The sequence below is a fragment of the Kitasatospora sp. NA04385 genome (assembly GCF_013364235.1).
GTDB lineage: Bacteria > Actinomycetota > Actinomycetes > Streptomycetales > Streptomycetaceae > Kitasatospora.
Window position 1 is genome coordinate 6161629 of the sequence record NZ_CP054919.1, and the last position, 24579, is coordinate 6186207.

The window sequence follows — 24579 nt, forward strand, 5'->3', positions numbered from 1 at the left end:
CTGACCTGTCCGGCGGGAGGATAGGAGCGCCAGGCCGGGGCCGCGAACCCCGGCCCCTGACGAAGGAGACACCGATGCTCACCAGGGTTCCCCGAGACCTGCCCGCCGACGCGATCACGATCGGCGACCTCAAGGCGCAGCTGCACATGGCACCGGACGACATGCTGGTCGTCGCCCAGCGCCCCGACGCCGAAGAGGGCACCTTCGCCCTCGGCTGGGCCGTGAAGGCCCACGTGCTCAGCGAGTCCGGCCACCGAGTGCCGGTCATCGGCCTGCCGCAGGTCGACCCGGACGACCCCCAGGTCATGACGGTCTCGCTGATGACCCGGGTGATCGCGGACCTGCCCGACCACGCGCTGCCCGTCACGATCTGGGAGAGCGGCGACGGCCCTCTCCAGGCCGCCATCGGCGAGCCGAAGTTCGGAAACCTGGTCAACGAGGACTCCGGCGTCAGCGTGAAGGTGGTCGTGCTCCCCGGCGTACCCGGCGGCATGACCGGGGACGCCTACGATGACCTGGTCTACAGCCTCGGCTGGGAGTAGCCCCACCCAGCGCCAACGGCCCGGGGCGTAGCCGCCACCGCCTCACGTAGGGCGGGTGGCCATCACCTAATTACGTAATTAGGTGCCCGGAGCGACGGCTACCGGCCGCGGACCAGGGCCCAGACCGCGGGGGTGGTGGCCCCGACGAGACCGGCAGCCAGCCAGCCGGCCTGCGGGTGCAGGGCCCACGCAGTGAGGGCTCCGTGCGCGCAGACCGCCAGGTCCCGCCAGGTGACCGGCCGATCTGCGATCGAGGCCGGGATCGCCACCGGGGCTGGGGCCGGGGCCGGAGGCGGCGGGGTCAGCCGCTCCAGGTGGGCCGCCAGGTCTCCCCAGGTGACCGGCTTGTCGGCCTCGAAGGCGGGCGGCGTGAAGCCCGCGGGTTGTGCCATCATGGGCATAGTTCCAATCTCGCGCGTGGTTAAAGGCCGGGCGAATGCGGAGCTCGCGGGTCGCCCTTGTGGAGAGGGCGACCCGCTTCTGTAAGTGATCGTAGGGCCCTCGCTGACGCCTCGCCAAATCCGGAAAGTCAAGATGCGAATCGTTCCAGCTCGGGACGCCGCATAGCCCCGGAACTCTCCGTCGAAAGGCGCTCCGGTCGGGCTGGCGCGATCTCGCTCGCGCCCTGCCTCCTGAGCGCTCTTGCGTACCCCTGTCGGAGGCCGGGTCGGTGAATAGTTTAGTTGCCTGGGGGTGCTATTTGTGCAGGGTGGCACTGTCGAGGGGCACTAATGTTATTTGAATACATTCCCATCCGTATTGGGTTTCAGGGTGAATAGTCAGAGGCTTTTCGATACTTGGAGTTTAGTCGATCGGCGCGTCGCCTGGTAGCTGGCCTGGGAAGCCAAATAATTTACACTCATATCACTCGGTTTGCTCTTTTCGTTGTCGGCGATGATTTGTAGTGCCGCCTATCCATAAGTGTTTTGGTTTCGAATCGGCACCTCCCTCGCTCTGAGGGCCGAATCCTTTCGTCTCTGCGGGTCTCGAAGCGCCGTTGACCTGGGGCTTCGCGTACCGTCGCCCCGTGAGTAGCCGTCGTGGTCGCCGTCCCGCCCTCGACCCGGAGGTGGAGAAGCGCCTCCTGGACGCGGTGCGCGCTGGGGTGCCCGTGAGCGACGCTGCGCCGATGGCCGGCGTGCACCCGAGCACTGTGTACCGGTGGCTGGAGCGCGCGGAGGAGGAGTTGCGGCGGCGCGAGGCGGGGCACCGTGCACGTGCGGCGGAGCAGCCGTTCTGCGAGTTCCGCGACAGGTTCACGCGGGCGCGCAGCGAGGGCAAGGCGCAGTTGGTGCTGCTGGTGCGGAAGGCGGCGACCGGCGGGCAGGTGGTCCGGGAGCGGGTGCGGACGGTGCGCGACCCGGAGACGGGCGAGCGGGTGGTGCAGACGGAGCGGGACTTCGCCCAGCCGGACTGGCGGGCGGCGCAGTTCCTGCTGGCGTGCCTCGCGCCGGAGACGTTCGGCCGGGCGGCGCAGGCCCGGATCGAGCTGGCGCCGGCGGGCGGCGGGGAGCTGCCGATCGAGGCCTCCGGTCGCGGAGATGCGGTCGACCGGCTGGCCGCGCGGCTGTCGAAGATCCGCGAGGACTTCGCGGCGGAGCTGGCCGAAGAGGCCGAGGTGGTCGACGCCGAGTTGGTGGACGGCCTGGACGCCTGATTCGCGAACTTCCTTACTTCATAAGGCTGTTGTCCGCCTTTCCCCTCTTGGCGAGTGTGGGTGCAGCCGGGCCGGAGGGGGCCCGCAGGGGCAAGGGAGTAACTCGCATGGCGAGCAAGGACGTTGAACTCGGCCGGGCGGCCGCACTTGTCGCTGAACAGGTCGTCGGGCAACTCGCTTCAGCTGAAAGGGCGTTGAAGTCGATCGGTCTCGGGTCGCTGCCGGACCACGCGATCAACGGCGGCGTCCTGGTCAGCGCTGTCCCGCACGAGGTGCTGGGCGCGCGGGAGGTTCGGGCCTCCAACACCCTCGCAGCGCTGTGGCGGTTGTGGGCGAAGGCGAAAAACGTGGTGGCGATGCACCCCGACATGGCCGCAGAGCTGGTGACGTACAAGCTTGGCACCTTGCCCGGCCAGTTGTTCCGCAACCTGGGCCGGTTCCCGAACCCCATCGTGGTGTTCGCCGAGCCGCCGGTGGTGGAGCTGTCCATGGGCGACGGCGGGCCGGGCAGGCTGCTGGCGATCCTGTTCTGCGGGCGGACCGGGCCCGACAAGCTGCTGTGCTACACCAGCGACCCGCGGATGGACGAGGTCGGGGTGACGGTGATCTGCGAGCCCTTGGCGGACGACGGCGGCCCGTTGCCGCTGCCGCCGGGCAGCACGATGCCGGAACTGGAGTTCCTGCACCTGTCGATCCCCGTCGGGGCCGATGTGCGCTTCACCGTCGAGGACGCGGCGAAGCGCATTGCCCGCAAGGCCGGGCGCGAGGAGTCGACGGCGGCGCAGCGGGTGGTGGTGCTGCGGGCGCTCCAGGTTGCCGTCTACCTGTGCTCGTCGAAGGCCGACATCCAAGTGCCCGCCTCGAAGGAGGAAGCCGGCGTACCCGCGCGGCGCGGCAAGAGCGCCAAACCCGGAAAGCAGCGGCGCTGGAGCAAGCCGGAGAACTTCCTGCGGATGGGCTGGAGGCTGGGACCGCGGTTGAAGGCGGCCCGGGAGCAGGCCCGAGAAGCGGCGGCGCGGCGCAGCGGGAAGGACACCGGGGTCAGGGGCGGGTGGCGGCAGTACCCCCACCAGCGCGGCGGCCACATGAAGGTGGTCTGGTACGGGCCTGGGAAGACCCTCTCCGACTCCAAGCTCATCGAGCCCTACTGGGTGTCGGAAGACCTTCTGAGTGCCGATGGGCAGGCACCGGAAGGCATCATCCGCCCTGCCAGGTAAGGGTGTTGTCCCACTTCGGCACGGGTGGGGAGGCTGGAGGGGTCCGCCCGCGCCGGACCGCCGAACCCCTCTTCCGGGGTCGGCTCCGGGGGAGCGGGGCAGGGCCCGTCCTGTGCCGGGCCGCCCGCTCCGCGCCGTCCGGGAAGAAGGGTGACGGGCCGTCTGCACCCCTCACGGTGGCCGGCGCGGGCGGACGCTCTGTTGCCGAGCCCCGCTGCGAACGGGGCCCCCTGGAGGACACGATGACCACCCGACCCGACCTGAGCCAGCTCCCGCCCGGCCTGGGAACCCGCCCCGTCGACCTGCGGCGCGGCCTTCCGATCCCGGCCGTCAACGTCCACCCCGGCGGCGAGGTGGACTTCGTCACCATCAACGGTCCTGCCGCGCTGCAGCTCGCGGGAACGGGCCGGTGCTCGCTGTGCGGGCAGCGGATGACCGGCACGGCGACGTTCCTCGGCGGCCCGAAGTGCGCGGAGTTCGGCTTCTACTCCGACCCGCCGATGCATGAGGAGTGCGCCGAGTGGGCCTTGAAGCTCTGTCCGCACATCGCCCGGCCCCACGCCCGACGTGCCAGCGAGCGGCGCGTCGCCCACGACGCGGTCCGCGCGGTCGGGTTCTCGGAGGAGAAGCCCAGCGAGTGGGTGCTCGTCGTCTCCGACAGCTACGGCAGCATGCTCGTCCCCGCCGAGGGCGGTGGTGTCGTGCCGATCTTCACCGTCGGTGAGGTGATACGCACGCGCCGATTCGGCTACCAGGAAGGCGTGTTGGCGGAGATCGCCGAGGAGTGACAGCGCGACGTTAGGCACCGGCCCGGCCTAGCGTCCCGGCACCCGACCAACCCACCAGGGGAGGAACCCGTGCCGAACACCAACCGGGCCGACCGCGGGCGGGAGGCGAGCCGATGAAGCTCGTCTCCCGCTCCGCGTGGGGCGCAGCCGCCCCCACCGGCTCCTACGCCCGCATCAGCTCCACCAGGGGCGCCAAGGTCCACTACGAAGGCTCGGCCGTGCCCGGCGCACTGGCGGGCGACCACGGCCGGTGCGCCGGCCACGTCCGCGACGTCCAGCACGCGCACCTCAACGACCCGAAGGAGGACTGGATCGACATCGCGTACTCGTTCCTCGTCTGCCCGCACGGGTACGTGTTCGAGGGCCGGGGCCTGAACGTGAAGAACGGGGCCAACGGCAACCCCACGCTCAACGCCGGCCACTACGCGATCTGCGCGATGGTCGGCACCTCCGGCATCACCTCGCCGACCGACGAGATGCTCAACGGCCTGGTCGACGCCATCGAGTACTGCCGGGCTCAGGGCGGCGCCGGCGGTGAGGTGCGCGGCCACCGCGACGGGTACGCCACCACCTGCCCGGGGGACGAGCTGTACGCATGGGTGCAGCGCGGCGCACCCAGGCCCGGCAACTCCGGGCAGGCCCCCGCCCCGGCCCCTGCGCCGCCGTCCGGCTCGTCGTCCGCCCCGTCCTTTCCCGGCCGCGTCTTGCGGCTCGCCCAGCCGATGATGCACGGACCCGACGTGCAGAGGGCGCAGGAGCGGCTGATAGAGCGCACCTGGAGCGTGGGCCCCGACGGTGCGGACGGCTGGTACGGGGAGCGCACGCGGGCCACGGTCGTCGGCTTCCAGCGGGACTCCAGCGCGAACGGCTGGCCGCTGGCCGACGACGGCGAGATCGGGCCGCTCACCTGGGCGGCCCTCTGGGATCGGCCCGTCACGCGCTGAGCCGGGAGCAGCCGGGCGGCGAGGGCAGTCGGGGCCGGGGCTGGGCCGGCGGGCGAGGGGCGCGGCCCTTCGGTGCGTGCAGCCGGGCGGCTCCGGACAGCGCGAGCTGCGGGCCGGAGCGACCAACTTGGGCTCGGGGTGGTCGTGTTGAGCGACCACCCCGAACCTAAAGTTACTGGTGTCATCTTATTTGACCTCGGTCTGTTTTATGCGAGGCTGGTCCTGCCAGCCGGGGAAACGCGAAGCCCCGGCCCGACTGAGGAGACAGCCAAATGACCGAAACCGCCCCCGCCCCCGAGGCCCCCGCCCGGACCCGTCGCGCGCTCACCCTGCGCCTCGACACCCGGACCGTGGTGGCCCTCGGGCTCGCCGGAGCCGGGTTCGTCGCCGGGTCGCTGATGGTGGACCGGACGGCCGCCCCGGCGGTCAGCGCGCAGGCCCCGGCCCCGGTCCCGACCGTGCCGAGCTGGACGGCCACCCCCGTCCAGCTCGGCACCGACGCCCCGACGGCCCTGGCCCTGCCGACGGTGACCGTCCCGGCGACCACCGTCCCGGCCTCCCTGGGCACCCTGGCCGCGACGGCCCCGGTCGTCCCGGGCCTGAGCCAGGCCCCGGCCGCCGAGCAGGCCGACGGCGGGGACACCCCGGCCCCGGTCCCGACCGTGACCGTCACGGTCACCCGGGTCGAGACGGCCCCGAACTCCGGGGCCCCGTCCCCGAGCGCCACCCCGGGCACCTGCGGGCCCGCCGCCTCCCCGACGGCGGCCCCCGACCCGGAGCCCTCCCCGTCGCTCACCGAGGCCCCGAGCACCGGTCCGAACCCCACCCCCCGCCCCTCCAGCCACTGACCCGGCCCCGACCGGCCCCGCCCCGGCGGGGCCGGTCGGGCCCACCACCGAAAGGACACCGCCACCATGCGCGGCTCCGCTCTGCTCGTCGGCTCCCTCCTCGCCGGACTGGTGCTCGGAAGCATCAGCGGGGCCGCCACGGCCCGCAGCACCGACCGCCCGGTCCCGCCCCCGGCGGCGACCTCCGGTCCCACCTGCCCGGCCCCGACTAGCGCCACCACCCCGCAGCTCCTGCCCTCCCCGTCCCCGGCCCCCGTGCCGCACCCGGCCTGACACCCCAAGACCCGGGCCGGGCGACGTGACCACCCCGTCGCCCGGCCCGACCAACCCGAGGAGAACCGCATGGCGATCAACAAGACCGCCCTCATCGCGCGCGTCGCGCTCCAGCTCGGAAGCCGGCGCGCCGCCACCGAGGCCGTCGAAGCCGTCCTCGACACGATCGTCCGCGCCGTCGTCAGCGGCGAGACCGTGTCCGTCACCAGCTTCGGCACCTTCGAGACGACCGAGGCCAGTGCCCGCAGGGCCCGCAACCCGCAGACCGGCGAGACGTTCGACCTCGCCGCCCGCACCGTTCCCCGCTTCCGCCCGCACACCCGGTTCAGGGAGTACGCCAACCGCGAGCGCGACCTGCCCGAGGCCGGCAGCGCGGTCCGCAAGGACCCCAAGGGCACCCACACCCAGGCCGCGGCCAAGAGCACCAGTACCCGGGCCGCAGCCCGCAGCGCCCGCACCCGGACGGTCGCCAACAGCAACCGCCGCCGGGCCGCCGCCAGGGGCGCGGCGTGACCGAGCTCGCCGACCTCCTGGAAGGCCTGTTCCGGCCGTTCGGCCCCGAGCCCCCCACCCTCTACCTCCTCGCCCGGGACACCTACGTCGCGGGTGCCCGCGTCACCGGGATCGTCGCCGAGGGCTGCCAGTTCTCGCCCGCCGCGGGCTCCGCAGCCGTCACCCGGCTGCGGGGTGAGCGCGGGCAGACGATCGCCTGGGACCGGCCCGGCCGCCTCGGCGAGGTCGGCGGCCACGGCGACGGGACCCGGGCGCTCGTCCTGCCGGTACCGCAGATGGCGGCAGCCCTGGCGGCCGTCGCCGAACTGGGGGAGCAGCGTGGCCCGGACCCGTGGGCGCACGGCTGGAACGAGGCGCTGCGCACGGTGCGGGGCCTCATCCGCCGCGAGCTGGCAGGGCACCTGCCCGGAGTGGAGGACAGGGCTTCGGCACAGTCGGCCAAAGAGGCAAAGGTCTAGAAAGTTGACTCAAGTCTTCTTTGGGGTGGAGGATGGCAGAGCCAGCCGGGGAACGCAGAACCCCGGCACCAAGTAGGGGAGTTGCAAATGCCGGTCGACCACAAGGCGATCCTCGAAGCCCTCCAGCCGCTCGCCGGAGGACTGGTCGCAGGGGAGTGCCAGACCCGCCGAGACGGTGCCCTGATCATCACCGCCGAGCTCCTGGCGGCGGACTGGGTGCCCCAGGAGGACGAGTGGGAGGGCGTCTTCGTCCGCGTGATCAGCACGACGGCCGGTCCGCTCGCCGTCAACGCCTTCCGGTTCGGTGACTACGGCACCCTGCCGCTGAAGGGCGGCACCGGCCGGGTGTCTGTCGGCACCAGGCCCGAAGACCTGCAGGGCGAGGAGCTGGCGGCCGCTATCGAGGAGTACGTCGCCCTCTTCCGGTAGGCCCCGACGAGAACGGCCCGTGCCCGCGCCCCGCCTCGGTGGGGCGCGGGCACCGCGCGTTCTTCGCCCACCTCGGCACTCACTGGTAGACATAGACGACCCCGGCCCCGACCGGACCGCACCCGAAGGAGACTGCGATGAGCGGCGAGAAGCCGGCGGCCGTGAAGACCAGGCGCGGCAAGGCCGCCACCCCCGGCGAGAGGCTGGCCGCCGCCGCCGAGGAACTGCGCGCCGCACTCGAAGCCGTCGAGGGAGCCGGATTGGAGCCGATGGACCTGCTGGAACAGGTACGGGACCCGCTCGCGGTCGTTGACGACGTCGCCACCAGGATGCGCGAGCTGCGCCTGCAAGGCGTCACCGGCGCCTACCCGGACCGGTCGGTGCCCGTGTACCGGATCTCCGACGCCGCCGGGCTGTCGGCCGCCCTGGTGACCCGCTACGCCAAGCAGGCCGGACTGGAGATGCGCAACCGGCGCTCCGCCGACTCCTAGGAGTTCTCCCTCAGCCAGTTCAGCACTCCCCGGGCGTCGTTGATGATCGTCGTCGACTCCCTCCGCCCCCCGTCGTCATCCGTGTATTGGTAGTCCTGGCGGATGCCGATGTCATCGGTGAAGGTGTCGGTGAACGTCTCGCTGTAGGTGTACTTTCCGTCGGAGCTCCAGCTGCTACCGCGTCGGGTGCGGGTCTTCGTCACTCCCCTGTAGGACTTGTCGTACATCTCGATGAACTCGCACAGGAGCATCACTTCGTCGTCCGTCATGCGCGTGCTGGAGATGTCCAGGTACTCGCCGATGTAGTTGCGACGCTGCTGCTTCTCGCGCCGATCCATGTGTCCCTCCCCGGCCCTGTCCGGTGCTCCGGAGGGCTACTCAGAACGATGTCAACCAGCTTGGGCCCGCGTTCGGCGAGACTCGAGCTGGGCGACATTCTCCATGATGTTGGGGAGGGCCGCCGACGATCCCACCAGTGGGTGCTGAAGTTCCCTCAGGTGAGCACCGGGTCAGCCGCTGTGTATGGGAGAAGCGCCTTAGCTGCGAGCCAGGGAGCGCCGTATGGCCTCGGCGAGGTCTTCCTCATTGCCCTTCTTTGCGCCGGCGGCGAGTGCCGCCGCCTCCCAGGCGGCCAACTCGTCTTCGTCCAGCGCCTCCCACGGTGCGTACGGGTCGCGGAGGATGCCGAGGCTGTACTCGTCTTCCTCGCTGTCGCCCTCCTCGTCGTTCCACCTTCCGACCTTGCGCAGGATCTCCTCCTCGCGCCCCCGGCGCTCCAGGAGCTCGTCGAGCTGGCCGTCGATGCACCCGTAGCTGATGACCGGCTCCGGAGGGCCGGGGCGTAGCCTCCGCTCGATCGCGTTGCGGGCCTCCAGCCACTTCCGGTGGTCCCCAACCACCACCCGGCCGGGCCCCGCCGCGGCGTCGAACGCCGCCAGCACGGCCGCGAGCTGATCCCCTGTCGGTAGCGCCCGGCCGCCGAGGAGCAGGTGGAGGGTGCTCCGCGGCACCCGGTGGCCAGCCATGGTGGTCAGCTTCTGCAGCCGGGTGAGCGACGGCTGTCCGGCCCGTGCCCGTAGCCCGGCCAGGCCGCGGGCCAGCCCCGCCGTGCTGCGCCGGGGCCGGACCGGTTCGGCGGCCAGCACCGCCGCCTGCTCGGCGCCTACGGCCGCCCACAGCACCTCGGCCCTGTCGGCGGCCTGGAACTGGGCGTGCCAGCTGTCCCGGTCGGCGGCGGCGCGGGCAAACGCCCGGACGGTGTCCAGCCGGGGCAGATGGGCGCCGGCGGCGGCCCGGCTGAGCGTCGCGGCACCGTGCGGGACCCCCAGTTCCTTGGTGCGCTTGGCGAGGTCCGCATAGGTCAGGCCGCTGTCCGCCTTCATCCGGCGCAGCGCGGCGGCGAGCGCCCGGGTGCGCGGGCTGGCTCCCGCTGCCACCGGCATCGTGCGGCGTCCCACGGTCAGCGCCCCTGCCGCCCGGGAAGAGCGCCCGGGTGCCCGCGGGTGATGAAGGCGCTGCACGCGCCGGCCATCACGAGCAGCCCGTCGGGAACGGGGCGGCCGACCAGGGCTAGGACGGCGATCAGCAGCGCGAGGCTGATCATCAGCGCGACCTCTGCCCCGGAGAGGTGGCCGGCGGGGGCGGCGCTGGAGGCGAGGCGGTTCTTCACGGGGGACTCCTGAGGGGTGTAGCGGCGTCTGCCGCAGAGGGCGAACTCGCCTGTCCAGCCGGGTTCGTGGGACCCCATTTTGGAGCTGTGGCGGGGCCGGGGCCACTGCCTTGCAGCGGGCGAGGGGGTGGACGTTGTGTCGGCGAGAGAGCCGCGATCGGGCCCTGATCTGCGGTGATCCGCGACTTCAACTCGTTTCCGTCCAAGGGGCCGGGCGCGGGTGCCGGGGTGTGGCCGACGGGAGCCGGGCCGGGGGCGGGGCTCGCGGCGGGGCCCGGAAGTTCTTCCCCGAAGGGTGTGCCCAAGGTCGCCGCCCGAGAATAGACTTTAGTCAAGAAAGCAGACAGAAGTCAGCTTGGTTGCCAGCTCGGACCGCGAATCCGGGCCCACCACAAGGGAGACACCCATGCGTCAGAGCGACGTCATCACCGGCCGGGCCGACCAGGGCGCGATCGACAACACCACCGGCGCGGCCGCCTTCTACTCCCACCGCGAGCCCGCCTGGCACGGCCTGGGCACCGTCACCGAGGAGGCCCAGACCAGCGACGAGGTGATCAAGATCGCCAAGCTGGACTGGCTGGTCGAGAAGCGCCCCCTCCTGTCGATGAACAAGGGCAAGCTCGGCAAGAAGATCCCCGGCCGCTTCGGCACCTTCCGCGACGACAGCGGCGACTGGGTCGGCGGGTTGGTCGGCAACACCTGGACCCCGATCCAGAACCGCGACGCCTTCAGCTTCCTGGACGAACTGGTCGGCGGCGGCCACGTCACCTACGAGACCGCTGGTGCCCTCGACGGCGGCCGGGTCGTCTTCATGTCCACCAAGTCCCCGAGCATCACCATCGACCCCCAGGGTGCGGCCGACCGCATCGACCTCTACACCCTGTTCGCCAACAGCCACGACGGCCGCTCCGCCGCCGTCGCCGTCGAGACCCCCGTGCGGGCGGTGTGCACCAACACCCTCGACCTCGCCGTCCGGGACGCCCACCGCGTCTGGAAGATCCGCCACACCAAGAACGCCCTGACCGACCTGGAAGAGGCCCGCCAGACCCTCGGGTTCACCGAGCAGTACGCCTCCGCGCTGGAGGCCGAGGCGACCGCCCTGTTCCAGCAGGCGATGACCGACCAGGAGTTCGACAAGCTGATCACCCAGCTGTGGCAGGCCCCGGCCGAGGGCGCGCGCAAGCACCTCCTCGCCGCCCACGAGGAGCGCCGCGACCGCCTCCACACCCTGTTCGCCGAGGCCGCCACCCAGGAGAACATCCGGGGCACCCGCTGGGCCGCCCTGCAGACCGTCATCGAGTTCGAGGACTACTTCCGCACCGTCAAGGTCCCCGAGGCCCTGACCGAGCAGGAGCACCGCAACAACCTGGCGATGAACACCCTGCTGCACGACCAGAAGAACCCGATCAAGGACATGGCGAAGGCCCTGCTGCTGGCGGCCTGAGCCCGGCGGCCGGGGGCGGAACCCGCCCCCGGCCAGCCCGCCCCGCTCCACCCACCCCGGCCGCGCCGCCCGGCGGCGCGGCCCACCCGGAACGAGGAACTGCCATGTCCGGCAGCAGCACCCCCCACATCGACCTCCAGCCCGGTGGCCTCGCCGACTTCGTCGCCGACGCCTACGGCTACGAACCGGCCGGTCGCGCCGTCCTCATAGCCTTCGGCAGCAAGCTCAGCCTGTTCGACATCGGGTACGACAAGGACCCCAACACCTGGCCGGCACTCGCCGCCGACTTCATCGGCTTCGTCGCCCACCGCCTGCGCGCCCTGGGCCAGGACCCCCGCGAGGTCGTCCTCATCATCTACGCCCACCCCGGTGACGGGCCCGAGGCCATCGAGAAGCACACCCTGCTCGGGCGGCGGCTGGTCCTCGCCTGCGGCAACCACAACCTGCCCGTCGGCGGGCGGCAGTTCGCCACCCCCACCCGCTGGTGGAGGCTGCCCGGCTTCATGCCCTCCGACGGGCCAGGCCTCGGCTCCGTCCGGCTGCGCGGCGCCGCCCTCGCCCAGGCCGCCGCGGCTCCCTCGCCCGCCGACGCTGACGCCGGGCTGATGGATCAGGCGTATCTCGACTTCAAGGGCGAGCTGTCCATCCACGGCCATGACAGCCTGCTCCAACTCCTGCTGTTGTTCGTCGTGGACCTGCTGGCCGACGGCCAGGACCTCGAGGAGCTCGCGGACCAGCAGCTCGCCCGGCTGGTCTTCGCTGCCCAGAGCGGTGCCTTCCGGCACCTCGCGGCGCTGCGCTTCGAACCGCAGGAGGTGAAGCGGGCCCGGCTGCTGTGGCAGCGGGTCGCCGACCTGTGCACCGGCGAGCACGCCCAGCTCGTGGGCGGGCCGCTGGTCCTGCTCGGCATCGCAACCCTGCTGGACGGCGACTGCGAGGGGGCGAGCGGCCACCTGGGCCGGGCCGTCGAGGCAAGGCCGGAGGCGAAGGACGCGCGCGCGGCGCTGCTGTGCGCGGAGTTCGCGGTCATCGCGCAGCGGTTCGGGGTGCCGCTGGACCTGCCGGGCGAGCTGCGCCGGCACCTGAGCGGCGACTAGCTCCGCTTGCGTGTTCCGGCCCCGGGGGCGGCCCGTTCGGGTGCTGCCCCCGGGGTCAGCGGCTTTGGAGGGGAGGGGAATTGGGGTGTGCCCAACCCCCACGCCTTCAAATAGACTTGAGTCAAGAAAGAAGACAAAAGTCTTCTATGGTTGCCGGTCCGGGCCGCGAACCCGGGCAGACCTGATAGGACGTCATGACCCCCCAGAACGACCAGAACAACGTGGTGAACGGACCCGAGAGCCTCGTCCACATCCTTCCGCACCTGTTCGGCTACCACCCCGAAGCCTCCCTGGTGCTCTCCGGCCTCACCCCCGAGGGCAGGCCCGTCCACATCATCCGCATCGCCTTGCCCGCCGATACGAGCGACTGGCAGGGCGCGGTCCAGAACCTCTTCAAGTACCAGCAGAGCAAGGCGTCCGAGAGGCCGGGGACCGTCGCCGGGCTCGTCGCCTGGATCTGCCCCGACCCGGCCGACCCCCTCTACGGCGAGCATTCCATGACCCGCCACCGACACCTCGCGGGCCTCCTGGGCGTGACCGCCCACCACTGCGGAGCCGACCTCCAGGAGGTCGTCTACGTCACCCGGGACCGGTACTGGCTGATGTCCACCGACGCCTTCGGGGAGGGCCGCCCCATCTCCTCGCCGCCAGCCGAGTTCGACGCGACCGCGCTGCCGCGCAGCGGCGACGTCCGCGCGGCGCTCGCACCGGTCACCGGCGACCGGGCTTACGCCATCGCCAAGGCGGTCGACAAGGTGCTCAAGGACGCCGATGTCCAGATCCGCACCACCGGGCACATGGCGGTCGCCAAGGACGCGGCCGCGCTGATCGAGCGCACCATCCGCGACCTGGTCAACGGCACCACCACCATCGAGCAGATCCCGGACGACACCGCCGCCTGGCTCCTGGTCGGTCTGCAGTACTCCGACGTCGCCGGGGTCGCCCTGGAGCACTGCGAGGACAGCGAACTGCCCGCCGCCCGGGACCTGTGGCTCCACCTCGCCCGCCTGTGCCCCGACGACGTCAACTGGTGCGTCGTCGAGCCGACCGTCCTGTACGCGGCCACCTCCTGGGGCCTCGGCCAGGAGGGAATCGCCCGGCTCGCCCTGCACGCCGCCAGCGACGTCACCGGCGAGTACCACCTGATCCGCCTCCTCGTGTACGCGATGAACGTCGAGCACAGCTACGAGGGCTTCCGCAAGCGCCTGCGCGACAGCCGCGCCAGCCGGAGCGACGCCATCACGGGCTGACCGCCCCCGTCGGGGCCGCCGACCGGCGGCCCCGGCCACCCCTCCACCGGCCCGTGAACGGAAGAAACCTCATGATCCTCAACATCCCCGCCTTCGACCTGACCGACCCGCACGCGTCCGTCGAAGCCATGCCCTACATCATGGGCCACCAGCCCGACGGCCCCAACGCCAAGATCCTGTACGTCGTCTGCGACGCGAAGCAGCAGATCCCCCTGTCCAGCCGACGCGCCACGCTCCCGCTGGCGGACCAGGACGAGGCGGTCAGCGTCCTGACCCACGAGACCCTGGAGGAGCTGTCCGAGCAGGAGGTCGAATCGGGCGGGGTGCTGATCTACCTGTGCACCGGGCAGGTCGCCAAGAACGGTGGGAACGCCGCGATGCGCCAGTACCGCGGGCTCGCCGACGCCCTCGCCGCCAGCGCCGAACGACACGGACTGACCGTGCTGGACGTGCTGTGCGTCTCTCCGTCGCACTGGTGGTCCTACCGCAGCCCGAACCCCGCGTACCGGGAGGAGGGCATGCCCGTCAGCGGCCCCCTCCAGCCTGGCGCCCTGACCATGCGTGCCATCGCCCACGGCGTGCACGTGCCGCCCAGCGAGGCCGCCATCCTGGCTGCCGTCGCCCCGGCTTCCGCCGTTGACTCCACCACCTGCAGCCTGGCGCTGGTGACGGCCGCGCAGCAGCGCGCCGCCCGGAGCCGCAAAGCCGGCACCGGCGCCGAGTTCCACCGCCTGTGCGGCGTGATCGACCGGTTGCTGTGCAACGGGGGCGACGGCACCCCGCTGAACCTGACCCCGGTCGAGGCCGCCGAACTGCTCCTTGGGCTGCGCGACAAGAAGCTGCGAGACCGCGGGGCGGAGTACACGGAGCCGCAGGAGCTCAAGCGGGCCCGCGAGCTGTGGTCCCTGCTCGCCCGCCACTGCGCCGCCAACCGCACCGTCCTGGCCGCCGCGCCCATCACCCTCGCGGCAATCGCTGCTGCCGTCGCCGGGGAAGTGGCGGTCTGCCGCGTCCTTCTCGACCGGGCCTTGGAGGTGGACCCGGACTACGTGCTTGCCGAACTGCTCCAAGAGGCGATACGGAGGGGCTTGGGCATCGACCCCCTGCTCCAGAGCATCAGGAAGGAGCGCCGCAGCCGCAACGGCTGACGGACTTCCGGGGCGGGCAGCAGAGCCCGCCCCGGACGCTCCCGGCCCGGCGCGCCGACACAGCGGCCCACAGGCCGGCACCTCCTCGCCGGACACGCCCTGCTGAGACAGGCAACCTCTACCCCCTCGCCGCATCGAACCCGCCGGTCAGGGGTGAGAGGGTGTGCCGGCGCGGCAGAAACGTGCGCGGGGAGAGTCAACTACCTTTTTAGCAAGGGAAGTTGATGTGCCCATAGCTGCTGGGATTGGAGAGGTTGGGCGTGGTCGGGCGGTGAACGCCCCGCCACTCCCAACCGCAACAGGGCCGCAAGCCGCCCTGCCCACCCGGAGGACACCGTGCCCCAACCCAAGCAGCCCACCGCCGAAGAGATCGAAGCCGCCCGCGACCGGCACCGCGCCGCCGCCGCCGACGCCAACCTCGGCCCCGCCGCCCGCCGCCACCACGAGCACGCCGCGTGCGGCTACGACTGGGCCCTGCGCGCCCTTGGCACCTCCAGCGCCATCCAGCACCTCGGCTACGCCCGCGCCTACGCCGAACAGGCCGCCCAGCACGCCCCCGCCACGACACGGCTGACCCTCACCCTGCCCGCCGCCTTCTGCCGCTGGGCGGACGAGAACGGCCGCACCCCGCAGCACTTCACCGGCGACGAGACCGCCGACCGCCTGCGACTCGCCCTCCAGAACGGCACCAAGCACCAGATCGACGCCTCCACCTGGACCCTCACGATCCCCGGGCACGACCCCGTCGCCATGCAGCAGCTGACGGCCCTCGCAGACGAGTTCGCCGACCACTGCCACCCGGACAACCACCCGACCTCCATCGAGGTCCGCGCCTCCATCACCCTGTCGAACGCGCTGAAGAACCTCGCCGAACGCCACCTCGCCGCGAAGTGACCCGCCGGGCCGCCGAGCGACCCGGCGGCCCGGCCCTCCCCTCCGAAGGGCCAGCCATGAACACGCCCCGCCCCCTGCTCACGCCGACCGTCCCCGGGCCCCACCTCGCCAGCAGGCCGGCCGACGCCTACGACGCCGCCCACTACCAGTTCAGCGAGGCCCAAGCCGCCCTCGCGGCCACCGCCTACGAGCACCTCAGCACCGCGGTGCGCGAGTTCTCCCCCGACATCGCCTGCATCGACTTCGAACGGACCGACCACGGGCCGCTGCTCCACGCGATGTGGACCGGCCCGGACATCCTGCCGCCCTCCCGCCCACTTCGGCTCTGGCGCCGCGAGCCGGACCCGTACGTCGAACACCGGTGGCTCAAGGACGCCGAGCAGACCCTGCTCGAACTCCTGGTCCACGGCGAGAAGCTGCCGATCATGCACCTGCCGGGACGCGCGCGGGCCCGCCACCTCCTCAACCTGCTCGCCCCCGACGTCGCCGCCGCGTTGGCTGCCCTGATCCGCCGGGAGCACCCCCACGCGGCCGCACTCCTGCTGAACGTCGACTCCGCCCCCTACAGCACCGACTTCCAGATCGCCCACATCCTCGACCACAACGGACACTCCCTCAACGACGTCACCGCCAGCACCGCTCAGCACGCTGCACCTGGCGGGCCCAGGTGGCGGGGCAACAAGTCCTCCATCAGCCGGGCCGTCCGCCACCTGTGGCTGCACCCCGAGCACCGGGCCCGCTACTTCCGGCCGCAGGGCTACCAGTCCCAGCTGTGGAACCAGGGCCTCCAGGCGCTCGTTCTACCCGCCATCCCGGCCCTGCCCGGCCCCTCCGCCACCTGAGACCCCTCCGGGCCCGTAGAACGCCTTCTACGGGCCCGCCACCCGTACACCGACCCCAAGGAAACACCTATGAAGGCCGGCATCCTGACCGACGAACAAGCCCGCGCCGTCCTCGCCACTGCGCAGACGCTCGGCCCCGCCGACGAGGCGCTGGCCCAGCTCGCCATCAACGCCGGGCTGCGCATGGCCGAGATAGCGGCCCTCAGTGCCGGGAACCTGACCCGCCACGAGCCCGCGGACGCCCGCTCGCTGCGCCCCGCCGCGGCCTCCACCGACCTCGCCAGCAACGCCCCCGAGTACGACGTCCAGATCCGCCAGGGCAAGGCCCCGCGGACGATCCGCGTGATCGAGCCCGTCGCCCGCGCTCTCGAACCCTGGATGCTCCTGCGCCCCGAGGAGGAGCCGCTGTTCCCCGAGGCCGCCACCGTGGTGCACGCCCTCGACAGCTGGCACTTCATCCTCGACAGGGCCGGCGTGATCCCCGCCGCCGACGAGGACTTCAACCAGGCCGGCCGCAACCGCCTCCTGGCGTACCTGCTCGGCTTGGAGGAGAAGGGCATCCTGCCGAACGGCTACGCCGGGAGCTACCTCGGCCTGCCCGGCACGGCCTACGACGACCTGCCCGCGGGCTGGCAGGACGAGGTCGCCCGCGCCATCCTCAACGGCCCGACCGGCGCGGTCGGCGACCTGTCCGCGGCCGAAACGCCGACGGACTGACCGCTCTCCTCCCGGCCCGGGGAACCGCAGGCCGGGAGGAAGGCAGGACTCGGCCGCCGTGCGAGGTGGGAGGTCAATGTCCTTTATCGGGTACGTTGTTGGTGGACCGAATCGGGGGAGAGGGAAACCTCGCCCCTGCTGTTGGAAGATCCGACGGCTTCGAGTTTTCTACTCCAGATCGCCGCTGGTCACCGGTGGTGATGCTCGTGTGATTTGCCGTTCTGCGCCCCGGTGCGGGGACGGAGCGGGGACGGAGCGGGGACGGACCCCCCTAGCCCGGGGATGGACGAGAGTGGACCTGCTCGTCCGACCGGTCGACTGGCACTGGCGCTTTTAATCCGTAGGTTCAGGGTTCGAACCCCTGGCGACCCGCTAGTCCAAAATGACTCCTGACCTGGGCGTTTTCTTCTCAGTGAGAGCGCACTTCGTGGTGTTCGAATCGGTGATGGGTCGGCGGTGGGCCCCGGGTGGGGCAGTGGAAGAGCTGGTAGCCCCTCAAACATCTACGCCGCGACGGGAGTTCTGGTGACGGCGTGGGCTGCTGACCGGGGCTTCGTGCGGCGGTGGCGACGTTTGGGCTGTTGGCGGATGCTTCGGGAGATCCTTCGGGCGGCGTCGATGATGACTCTGGCAGTGTCCTCGGCACCGGCATGGGCAGTCTGGGGGAGTACCGAGGTGTAGGTGTCCGCGGTGGTGACGATGGTGGAGTGGCCGAGTTGGGCCTGGATGACCTTCAAATCGCAGCCGCCGGTCAGGGCGAGGCTTGCTGCTCCGTGGCGCAGATCGTGCAGGCGGACAGGCGGCAGTCCGCTGGCGCGAACGAGGGTCTGGAATGTGTGACCGATGTGGTCGGGACGTAGGGGACGTCCGTAGCGGTCGGTGAATACGTATTCGGATTCGTTCCAGAGTTCGCCTGCGGCGATCTTCTCCAACCGCTGCTGGTTACGGTGTATAACCAAAATGTGGATGGTGCCGGAGTCGAGGGCGATGGTCCGCTCGCCGGCCGCGGTCTTGGGCGGGCACACTTCCAGGCGGCCTCGCTCGCGTTGTTGGAGCTGTCGGGTGATGGTGAGGGTGCGGGCGGTGAAGTCGATGTCGTACCAGCGCAGTCCGGCGCCTTCGCCGCGGCGGAGTCCTCGTAGTGCGTACAGGTGGTAGAGGGCGTAGAGGCGGTGGTCGCTGATACGGGCGAGGAACGTGGCGGTCTGGACGGGTGTCCATACGGCGACGGCAGGCCGCTGCCCGGTGCGCAGCCACTCGGCCACGCGGGCGTCGGTCCACACCACGGGGTGCGGGCGCGGAGTGCGGGGCAGGTCTAGGTAGCGGGCGGGGTTAGCGGTGAGCATGCCCCGGCGGATGGCCGCGTTGAGTGCGGCGCGCAAGGTGGCCTGGATACGGCGCAGAGTGTTGCCGCTGATGGGCCGCCCGGAGTCCCGGTGCTGGCGGACGATCATGTCGAACGCCTGCTGGACGCGGTCATGGGTCAGTTCGCACAGCAACTCGCGTCCGAGCAGCGGGACCAGGTACTGCTGGAGGTGCTTGCGGTAGCCACGGGCGGTGGAAGCGCGCAGGTGCGGTTCGACGGTGGCATACCAGTGGCCGAGCCACTGGGCGCAGGACATCAGGGCACCTGAGCTGACGAGCTCGGGGTCGCGGAGCCGTGCCAGAGCGTGGGCAGCGACCGCACGGGTGGGGTAGCCGCCGCGGCGGAGCCGGGTTGCTCGGTGGGCGGCGGTTGCCGGCTGGGGAAGGGCCAGGTACCAGGAGCCGTGGCCGCGCCGCTTCAGGCCGGGGCAGGCGCTGCCGCGTTGCCGGCCAGTGAGGGGATCGCGGCATCCGCACCGCTTGTAGATCGTTCCGGTGCCGTGCATGACGTCCTCCTTCCGGAGTTCCGGTGGACGCACAGCCCAGTGTGGACCTGTGGCAGTGCGAGTCGTGTCCTGGCAGTGCCGTGGCCGGGCAGCGGTCGGCTGCCCGGCCGGAGTTGGCCGGTTCCGCACCTCATGCGGCCGTCCACCCAGCGTCACGAGGCCGGATCTCGGCGTTACTCCTCCAACGAACAGCCCTCGGTGGTAGGACAGAGGCCTTTGAGGGACGCCTTCTGGGGGGACTGTGGGCTGGCGCGAGGAAACGGTGACGGCGCTCGACTCCTGGCTCGCCCTGGAGGGCGGAGCCGGACGCAAGGCCCAGTGGCGCATCCTCGGCCGGGCCGTCGTCGCCGGGCCGGGGGAGTACGCGGTCGACATCCGCGGCCTGAACATCAACGCCGACCAGTTGCAGAGCGACAGCCTGCGCCTCGCGGAACCGGACGAGAACACCGTCGAGGACGGCCACCCCGTCCTGGACGTCACGCACGACGGCACCGCCCTGCGCGTGCGCGTCCCCGACTTCGCCGAGCCCGCGGACCCGTGCCTGTGGCTCTACCAGCAACCGGCGACGTTCCTCACCAAAGCCCTCCGCGACGGCATCGCCGGCCTCACCGACGACGGACTCGCCGGCCTCCTCGCCCGCGGAGAACCCGGCGGCCGCCTCTCCCCGCACGGCCTGCCCCAAGGAGTCCTCCTGCCCGCCCAGGACCTCGCCTACCGAGCCTGCCTCGGCACGGGACTGTGGCTCGTGTGGGGGCCGCCCGGCACGGGCAAGACCTCCGTCCTCAAACGCGCCATCAGCGACCTCGTCGCCGCCGGAAAGCGCGTGCTCCTGGTGTCGGCGACCAACATCGCCGTCGACAACGCCCTGCTCGGCGTCGTCAAGGAACAACGGCACTCTCCCGGGCAACTCGTCCGCGTCGGCCCGCCCCACCTCAAGCAGATCGCCGACGACCCCCAGGTGTGCCTGCCCCTCATGGTCCGCGCCAAGCTCGCCGCCATCGACGGGCAGCGCGAGAGCGTGGCCGCCGAACTCAGCGCCCTGCAGCAGCGCGCCCGGCAACTCGCCGCCCTCACCGCGCGCCTGGCCGGCTTCGACGCCGACCACTACACCCGGCAGCGCCGACGCCTGGACGACCCAGCACTCGCAGCCGAACACCTCACCGCGCAACTCGCCGCCCACTCCGACCGGCACCGGGAACTGCAACCCCTCCTCACCCAAGCCGAAGAGCGCGCCGAACAGGCCGCCCGGCGCAGCGCCGACGCCGCCGTTCCCCGCACGGCCTGGGCGCAGATCGACGCACTGGAGGCCGAAGCGGCCGAGGTCGAGGAGGCCGCGACCAGTGCCGAGGCCCGCGACCTCCTCGCCCGCCAGCACCTGGCCGAAGCCCAACAGGCCCTGGACGCACTCGAATCGAGGAAGGGCCTCGCCAAACTCAAAGCCCGGCAGGCCATCGCCGCGGCCGAGAACCACCGGGACGCCGCCCTCGCACGCCGGCAGGGCACCCTCGAACAGGCCAGACAAGCTCGAGCCCTCGCCGACCGCCACCGCCTCCAGACCCACACCGCCATCACCCGGATCAGCCGGCAGACCCCGCTCACCCGCGACGACCTCGCCGCCATCGACAACGAACTGCACCAGGCCGACGCCGCCCTCCGCCACATCCGCGCACAGGAGGAAGACGCAGCCGCCCGCATCGTCCACCTCGACGAGCAACTGCGCCTCACCCTGGCCGCCGCCGACGACGTCAAGAAAGCCGACCGCCGCGGGCACCCCGCCACCCACCGCGAAGCCGAGACCCTGCGGCCCCTGGTCGCCGCCGACACCGCCCGGCAACCCGGACTACTCCGGCAGCACCGCGAACTCCACGACCAGTACGAACGCCTCGCCCGCGACGCGCAGGGCCACATCATCCGCGAAGCCCGCCTCGTCGCCACCACCCTCGCCAGGTTCCGCACCAACCCGACCGTCTTCGAAGGCCCCTACGACGTCGTCCTCGTCGACGAGGTCGGCGCCGCCACCCTGCCCGAAGTCCTCCTCGCCGTCGCGAAGGCCAAGAGCACCGCCGTCCTCCTCGGCGACTTCATGCAGCTCGGCCCAGTCCTGCCCGAGGTGCTCAAGGGCAACCAGCGCCCCGACATCCGCCGCTGGCTGCTGACCGAGGTCTTCGACCACTGCCGCATCACCACCCCCGCCGCCGCCCGCGCCCACCCGGGATGCCTCAGCCTCGACGTCCAACATCGTTTCGGTCCGGACGTGATGCGCCTGGCCAACACCCTCGCCTACGACGGTCTGCTCACCGGCGGACCCACCGTCCGAGCCCGCGCCCGCACCAGGAACGGCGACGACGCTGAGATCGTCATCGTCGACACCGACGGACTCGGCAGCCTTGCCCAGGTCCACCGCCTCGGACAGGCTAGCGGCTGGTGGCCGGCCGGACTCCTGCTCGCCCGCACCCTCGTCGAACTCCACCGCGCCGACGGTGACACCACCGGCATCGTCACCCCCTATGGAGCCCAGGCAGAAGCCACGCTCGCGGCCCTGCGCGACATCGAAGGCGACTCCGGCCTGCTCGCCGAAGTCGGCACCGCCCACCGCTTCCAGGGCCGCGAGTTCCCCGTCGTCGTCTTCGACCTCGTCGAGGAGCAGCACGGCCGCGGCATGTGGATGGCCCACGCCGCACGCCGACCGGAAGCCGGAGAGTGGGTCAACAACGGCGTGCGGCTGTTCAACGTCGCCGCCACCCGTGTCCAGAACCGTTTCTACCTCATCGGCAGCCGCAGCCGCATCACGGCCGCCCGCAGCGACACCGCCCTCGGCGCCGTCCGCGAACTCCTCGCCGCCGGCTCCGTCCGCACCATCCGGGCCGCCGACCTCATCACCCCGCTCACCGCTCAGACCCCCAGACTCGGCCCCGTCGGCACCCGCCTCGCGGACATCCTCAGCCGCCATGTGGAGATCGCCGACGTCCAGGACGAGGTCGCCTTCTACAAGACCTTCGCCAACCACATCGCCGAAGCCAAGCACTCCCTGTGGATCTGGACCCCGTGGGTAGCGACCCGTGTACGAAGCCTGCTCCCCGCGCTCGACGATGCTGTACGGCGAGGCGTTCAGGTGACCGTGTTCGTCCGCGATCAGAGCGACAACAACCAGAAGAAGTTCACCGAGTACCTCAGCGAACTGAAAGCTGTCATCCCCTCCGTCGTCCCTGTCAACGTCATGCACCAGAAAATCGTCGTCATCGACGAGAGGACCGTCCTGCTCGGCAGCCTCAACGCCCTCTCCCACAGCCACTCCCGCGAGATCATGCTGACCGTGCGAGGCGCCCACTTCGCCCGCAAGATCCTCGACCACGAGCACGCCGAGGACTTCGCACGCCCACCGCGGTGCGGCGGCTGCCGAGGCGATGAGGTCGACCTCCGGCGAGGCGCGAAGGGCTGGTACTGGCGCTGCTACAACCCTTCCTGCCCAGCGAGGAAGGGCAAGCAAGCCTGGCGAAGCGACGTCAAGCTCACGAACAGCAGACCAGCCCCGCGGTAGCTGGATGCAGCGGGCCCGATGACGTTCTGCTTCTGCAACTGCCCGGAGGGGCCCGCGGAGAACCGGCTTCGGCGGGCTTCAGCACCCGCTTTCCTGGCGGTCTGACCCGTCCTCATCCTGCACCAGGGACAGACCGCCAGCAGACAACGGTGGGAGGTATCCGGCTCGCTACCCGTGTACGAGGCGTAGACCCGGTCGCACCGGCGGGGTCTGCCGGCCCCCTCCGGTGACACCGACTGGCACCAGGCCAAAGACGTAGTCGTTCAACTCTTCCGGAAAGATGTCCATCTGCGTAGCGACATCGGCCGGTGACATGGACAGCGGCGGCTTACGGAGTGCATCGAACACTTTGGCCAGCAGCTGGCTGCTCTCCCGCACCATCGAGGAGCCAGGTTCGGCATTGCGGTAACCCATGCTCGCCAACTGCTTCATCGTCTGGTTGTAGCGCCAGTCCGACAGGAGCTCCAGTTTGTGCAGTCGATAGGTCAGTGCCATCGCTGAGACGCCCCACCGCCGCTTCGCGCTCAGAATCCGCTCGACTGATGCATTGTGGAGCTGCTGTGCCTTGATGCCCGCGGCCGGCATGAGGAAGGCGGAGGCGAAGTCGTTGGCCTCGCTCTCAGAGTCACGTCCATGGGGGATGCGGTGCTCACAGTGCATCGCAAGGTGACCGAGCTCGTGCGCTGCATCGAAGCGCCCGCGCTCACCCGTCTTACGGGTGTTGAGGAAGACGAACGGGGTGCCGTCTTTGATTGTGGAGAAAGCATCCGCATCCAGACAGTCCGGCGCGAGGGAGAACACCCGCACACCGTTGGCCTCCAGTAGGTGAACGAGGTTCGGCACAGGCTCCTCGCCGAGCCCCCAATGGGCCCGAACCTGCTCCGCAGCCCTCTGGGGGTCTAGATGGGGATAGGTGGGAACATTCGGCTGGGGCAGCTTGAAACGTTCCTGCAGCCACAGGTTCAAAGATGCGGCCACCGCGCCTGAACTGAGGGCGCTGTCCCGCTCCAGAGCGCTCATCTTCGACGGGGCTCTGAAACTGACAGCATCTGGCAGCATCTCGGGCGGGATCGGCGCACCGAAGAACGACACGGGATAGCGCAATGCCGATGCGAGCGAGGAAAGTGTCTCCGCTGAAGGCGGCTTCCGATGATTCTCAAACGCAGTGATGCTCTGCGCTGAGACTCCCGACTCCCGAGCGAGCGCCGCTAGCGTCATCCGCCGGCGTTTGCGCGCCAAGACCAGCCGTTCAGGGGTGAACACTTTCCTCAGCTCCCATGTCGTACTCAGTAACGCTCCGTCAGCCCCCCAACAGCTCAACCACTACGTCCGGCCCGCTGTCGTCCCCAGGGCCGTCCAGCAGGGCGATGTCCACGCCCGGGTCTCCGAGGTCCGGCAGGTACAACGGGATGCGCTCCTGCCACTCATCGACGAACTTCCCGTTCATCTTGACCGGCAGGGAGAGCTCGGCAACGATCCTGCCCTCTTCCCGCTTGTAGAGCAGGCACCACGTGGGAATGTCGTCGAGCTCCCGGCCGTAGCGCACCTCGTCACGGCTCAGCAGCACGAACTGGCCGTTGCGCTCCACGAGCTGGGCCATCTTCGGACCCTTGGGGTTCTTCGAGCGGACCGTCGCCTTCAGATCCCCGACCCCGCCGGCCGCGCTGATCGCCGTAACCGCATGACTGTGAGAAGGGTGAATCGTGCGGAGGATGCTGTCGCGCCTCGTGTACTCCCACCCCTCCGGAATCAGCGTCTCAGCGATGTAGCGGTTGGTACGGCTCCAGAAGGTGACGCCCTGCATCGCAGGTGCATCGAAATCGGTGCAACTGCGGGCATCTGCCGCAGCCAGATCGAGCACCACGTGGAACAGATCGACCGACAGGTCGAGCTGGGCAAGACGCTCCGCGCACCACTCGGGGCTGACGTTGTGCAAGGACTCCTCCAAG

General features: G+C 70.9%; 26 protein-coding genes. 19 read left to right on the plus strand and 7 right to left on the minus strand.

The window, feature by feature from the left end:
* Positions 1–74 precede the first annotated feature (74 nt).
* The gene (locus tag HUT16_RS27425; RefSeq protein ID WP_176190726.1) at positions 75–542 is read left to right on the plus strand and encodes a hypothetical protein; all 468 of its coding nucleotides are present in this window, start codon (positions 75–77) and stop codon (positions 540–542) included.
* Positions 543–640: 98 nt separating this feature from the next.
* On the opposite strand, the gene HUT16_RS27430 is transcribed toward HUT16_RS27425, so the two are convergent.
* Complete coding sequence (locus HUT16_RS27430) at positions 641–934, minus strand: hypothetical protein (RefSeq protein WP_217712097.1); 294 nt, start codon at positions 932–934, stop codon at positions 641–643.
* A gap of 635 nt (positions 935–1569) precedes the next feature.
* Between HUT16_RS27430 and HUT16_RS39365 the strand changes: the two genes are divergently transcribed.
* The 10 genes from HUT16_RS39365 (at position 1570) to HUT16_RS27480 (ending at position 8160) form a co-directional block, all read left to right on the plus strand.
* Complete coding sequence (locus HUT16_RS39365; protein ID WP_176190728.1) at positions 1570–2199, plus strand: helix-turn-helix domain-containing protein; 630 nt, start codon at positions 1570–1572, stop codon at positions 2197–2199.
* Between the two features lie 107 nt (positions 2200–2306).
* Positions 2307–3416 carry a hypothetical protein gene (locus HUT16_RS27440; protein ID WP_176190729.1) on the plus strand — a complete coding sequence of 370 codons (1110 nt, stop codon included), beginning with the start codon at positions 2307–2309 and terminating at the stop codon, positions 3414–3416.
* Positions 3417–3658: 242 nt separating this feature from the next.
* On the plus strand, positions 3659–4204 hold the full coding sequence (locus HUT16_RS27445; protein WP_176190730.1) for a hypothetical protein: 546 nt from the start codon (positions 3659–3661) through the stop codon (positions 4202–4204).
* A gap of 113 nt (positions 4205–4317) precedes the next feature.
* Positions 4318–5148, plus strand: coding sequence for an N-acetylmuramoyl-L-alanine amidase (locus HUT16_RS27450; protein ID WP_176190731.1), 831 nt, complete (start codon positions 4318–4320; stop codon positions 5146–5148).
* Positions 5149–5420: 272 nt separating this feature from the next.
* Complete coding sequence (locus HUT16_RS27455; RefSeq protein WP_176190732.1) at positions 5421–5996, plus strand: hypothetical protein; 576 nt, start codon at positions 5421–5423, stop codon at positions 5994–5996.
* A gap of 66 nt (positions 5997–6062) precedes the next feature.
* Positions 6063–6269 carry a hypothetical protein gene (locus HUT16_RS27460; protein ID WP_176190733.1) on the plus strand — a complete coding sequence of 69 codons (207 nt, stop codon included), beginning with the start codon at positions 6063–6065 and terminating at the stop codon, positions 6267–6269.
* A gap of 69 nt (positions 6270–6338) precedes the next feature.
* A complete protein-coding gene (locus HUT16_RS27465) occupies positions 6339–6782 on the plus strand; it encodes an HU family DNA-binding protein (RefSeq protein WP_254898010.1) in 444 nt (147 codons plus the stop codon).
* Positions 6779–7240 (plus strand): hypothetical protein, encoded by a 462-nt coding sequence (locus tag HUT16_RS27470; protein ID WP_176190734.1) that lies wholly within the window; start codon positions 6779–6781, stop codon positions 7238–7240. The genes HUT16_RS27465 and HUT16_RS27470 overlap by 4 nt, the downstream gene beginning before the upstream one ends.
* Before the next feature lie 87 nt (positions 7241–7327).
* A complete protein-coding gene (locus HUT16_RS27475) occupies positions 7328–7669 on the plus strand; it encodes a hypothetical protein (protein WP_176190735.1) in 342 nt (113 codons plus the stop codon).
* Between the two features lie 137 nt (positions 7670–7806).
* Positions 7807–8160: a hypothetical protein gene (locus tag HUT16_RS27480; RefSeq protein ID WP_176190736.1), complete on the plus strand. Its 354-nt coding sequence runs from the start codon at positions 7807–7809 to the stop codon at positions 8158–8160.
* Here the strand turns inward: HUT16_RS27480 and HUT16_RS27485 are convergent.
* The 3 genes from HUT16_RS27485 to HUT16_RS27495 all read right to left on the minus strand — a co-directional run bounded on the left by HUT16_RS27485 (position 8157) and on the right by HUT16_RS27495 (position 9829).
* Positions 8157–8498: a hypothetical protein gene (locus tag HUT16_RS27485; RefSeq protein WP_176190737.1), complete on the minus strand. Its 342-nt coding sequence runs from the start codon at positions 8496–8498 to the stop codon at positions 8157–8159. The genes HUT16_RS27480 and HUT16_RS27485 overlap by 4 nt on opposite strands.
* A 198-nt stretch (positions 8499–8696) precedes the next feature.
* Complete coding sequence (locus HUT16_RS27490; protein ID WP_176190738.1) at positions 8697–9596, minus strand: helix-turn-helix domain-containing protein; 900 nt, start codon at positions 9594–9596, stop codon at positions 8697–8699.
* Between the two features lie 23 nt (positions 9597–9619).
* Positions 9620–9829, minus strand: a complete 210-nt coding sequence (locus HUT16_RS27495; protein ID WP_176190739.1) for a hypothetical protein — start codon at positions 9827–9829, stop codon at positions 9620–9622.
* A gap of 406 nt (positions 9830–10235) precedes the next feature.
* Between HUT16_RS27495 and HUT16_RS27500 the strand changes: the two genes are divergently transcribed.
* The 7 genes from HUT16_RS27500 to HUT16_RS27530 all read left to right on the plus strand — a co-directional run bounded on the left by HUT16_RS27500 (position 10236) and on the right by HUT16_RS27530 (position 17221).
* Positions 10236–11273: a DUF932 domain-containing protein gene (locus tag HUT16_RS27500; RefSeq protein ID WP_176190740.1), complete on the plus strand. Its 1038-nt coding sequence runs from the start codon at positions 10236–10238 to the stop codon at positions 11271–11273.
* A gap of 104 nt (positions 11274–11377) precedes the next feature.
* Positions 11378–12370, plus strand: a complete 993-nt coding sequence (locus HUT16_RS27505) for a DUF4192 family protein (protein WP_176190741.1) — start codon at positions 11378–11380, stop codon at positions 12368–12370.
* A 194-nt stretch (positions 12371–12564) separates the two neighbouring features.
* On the plus strand, positions 12565–13620 hold the full coding sequence (locus HUT16_RS27510) for a DUF4192 domain-containing protein (RefSeq protein ID WP_176190742.1): 1056 nt from the start codon (positions 12565–12567) through the stop codon (positions 13618–13620).
* Between the two features lie 71 nt (positions 13621–13691).
* Positions 13692–14768 (plus strand): DUF4192 family protein, encoded by a 1077-nt coding sequence (locus HUT16_RS27515; protein ID WP_176190743.1) that lies wholly within the window; start codon positions 13692–13694, stop codon positions 14766–14768.
* A gap of 336 nt (positions 14769–15104) precedes the next feature.
* Positions 15105–15662, plus strand: a complete 558-nt coding sequence (locus HUT16_RS27520) for a hypothetical protein (RefSeq protein WP_176190744.1) — start codon at positions 15105–15107, stop codon at positions 15660–15662.
* A 56-nt stretch (positions 15663–15718) separates the two neighbouring features.
* Positions 15719–16504 carry a hypothetical protein gene (locus tag HUT16_RS27525; protein WP_176190745.1) on the plus strand — a complete coding sequence of 262 codons (786 nt, stop codon included), beginning with the start codon at positions 15719–15721 and terminating at the stop codon, positions 16502–16504.
* A gap of 69 nt (positions 16505–16573) precedes the next feature.
* Positions 16574–17221: a hypothetical protein gene (locus HUT16_RS27530; RefSeq protein ID WP_176190746.1), complete on the plus strand. Its 648-nt coding sequence runs from the start codon at positions 16574–16576 to the stop codon at positions 17219–17221.
* Positions 17222–17724: 503 nt separating this feature from the next.
* Here the strand turns inward: HUT16_RS27530 and HUT16_RS27535 are convergent.
* On the minus strand, positions 17725–19092 hold the full coding sequence (locus HUT16_RS27535; RefSeq protein WP_176190747.1) for a tyrosine-type recombinase/integrase: 1368 nt from the start codon (positions 19090–19092) through the stop codon (positions 17725–17727).
* Between the two features lie 262 nt (positions 19093–19354).
* Between HUT16_RS27535 and HUT16_RS27540 the strand changes: the two genes are divergently transcribed.
* Positions 19355–22630, plus strand: coding sequence for an AAA domain-containing protein (locus HUT16_RS27540; protein WP_217712098.1), 3276 nt, complete (start codon positions 19355–19357; stop codon positions 22628–22630).
* 168 nt (positions 22631–22798) lie between these two features.
* Here HUT16_RS27540 and HUT16_RS27545 read toward each other — a convergent pair whose 3' ends face one another.
* Both HUT16_RS27545 and HUT16_RS27550 read right to left on the minus strand, forming a co-directional pair.
* On the minus strand, positions 22799–23893 hold the full coding sequence (locus HUT16_RS27545; protein WP_176190749.1) for an ImmA/IrrE family metallo-endopeptidase: 1095 nt from the start codon (positions 23891–23893) through the stop codon (positions 22799–22801).
* 37 nt (positions 23894–23930) lie between these two features.
* Positions 23931–24566, minus strand: a complete 636-nt coding sequence (locus tag HUT16_RS27550) for a hypothetical protein (protein ID WP_176190750.1) — start codon at positions 24564–24566, stop codon at positions 23931–23933.
* Positions 24567–24579 lie beyond the last annotated feature (13 nt).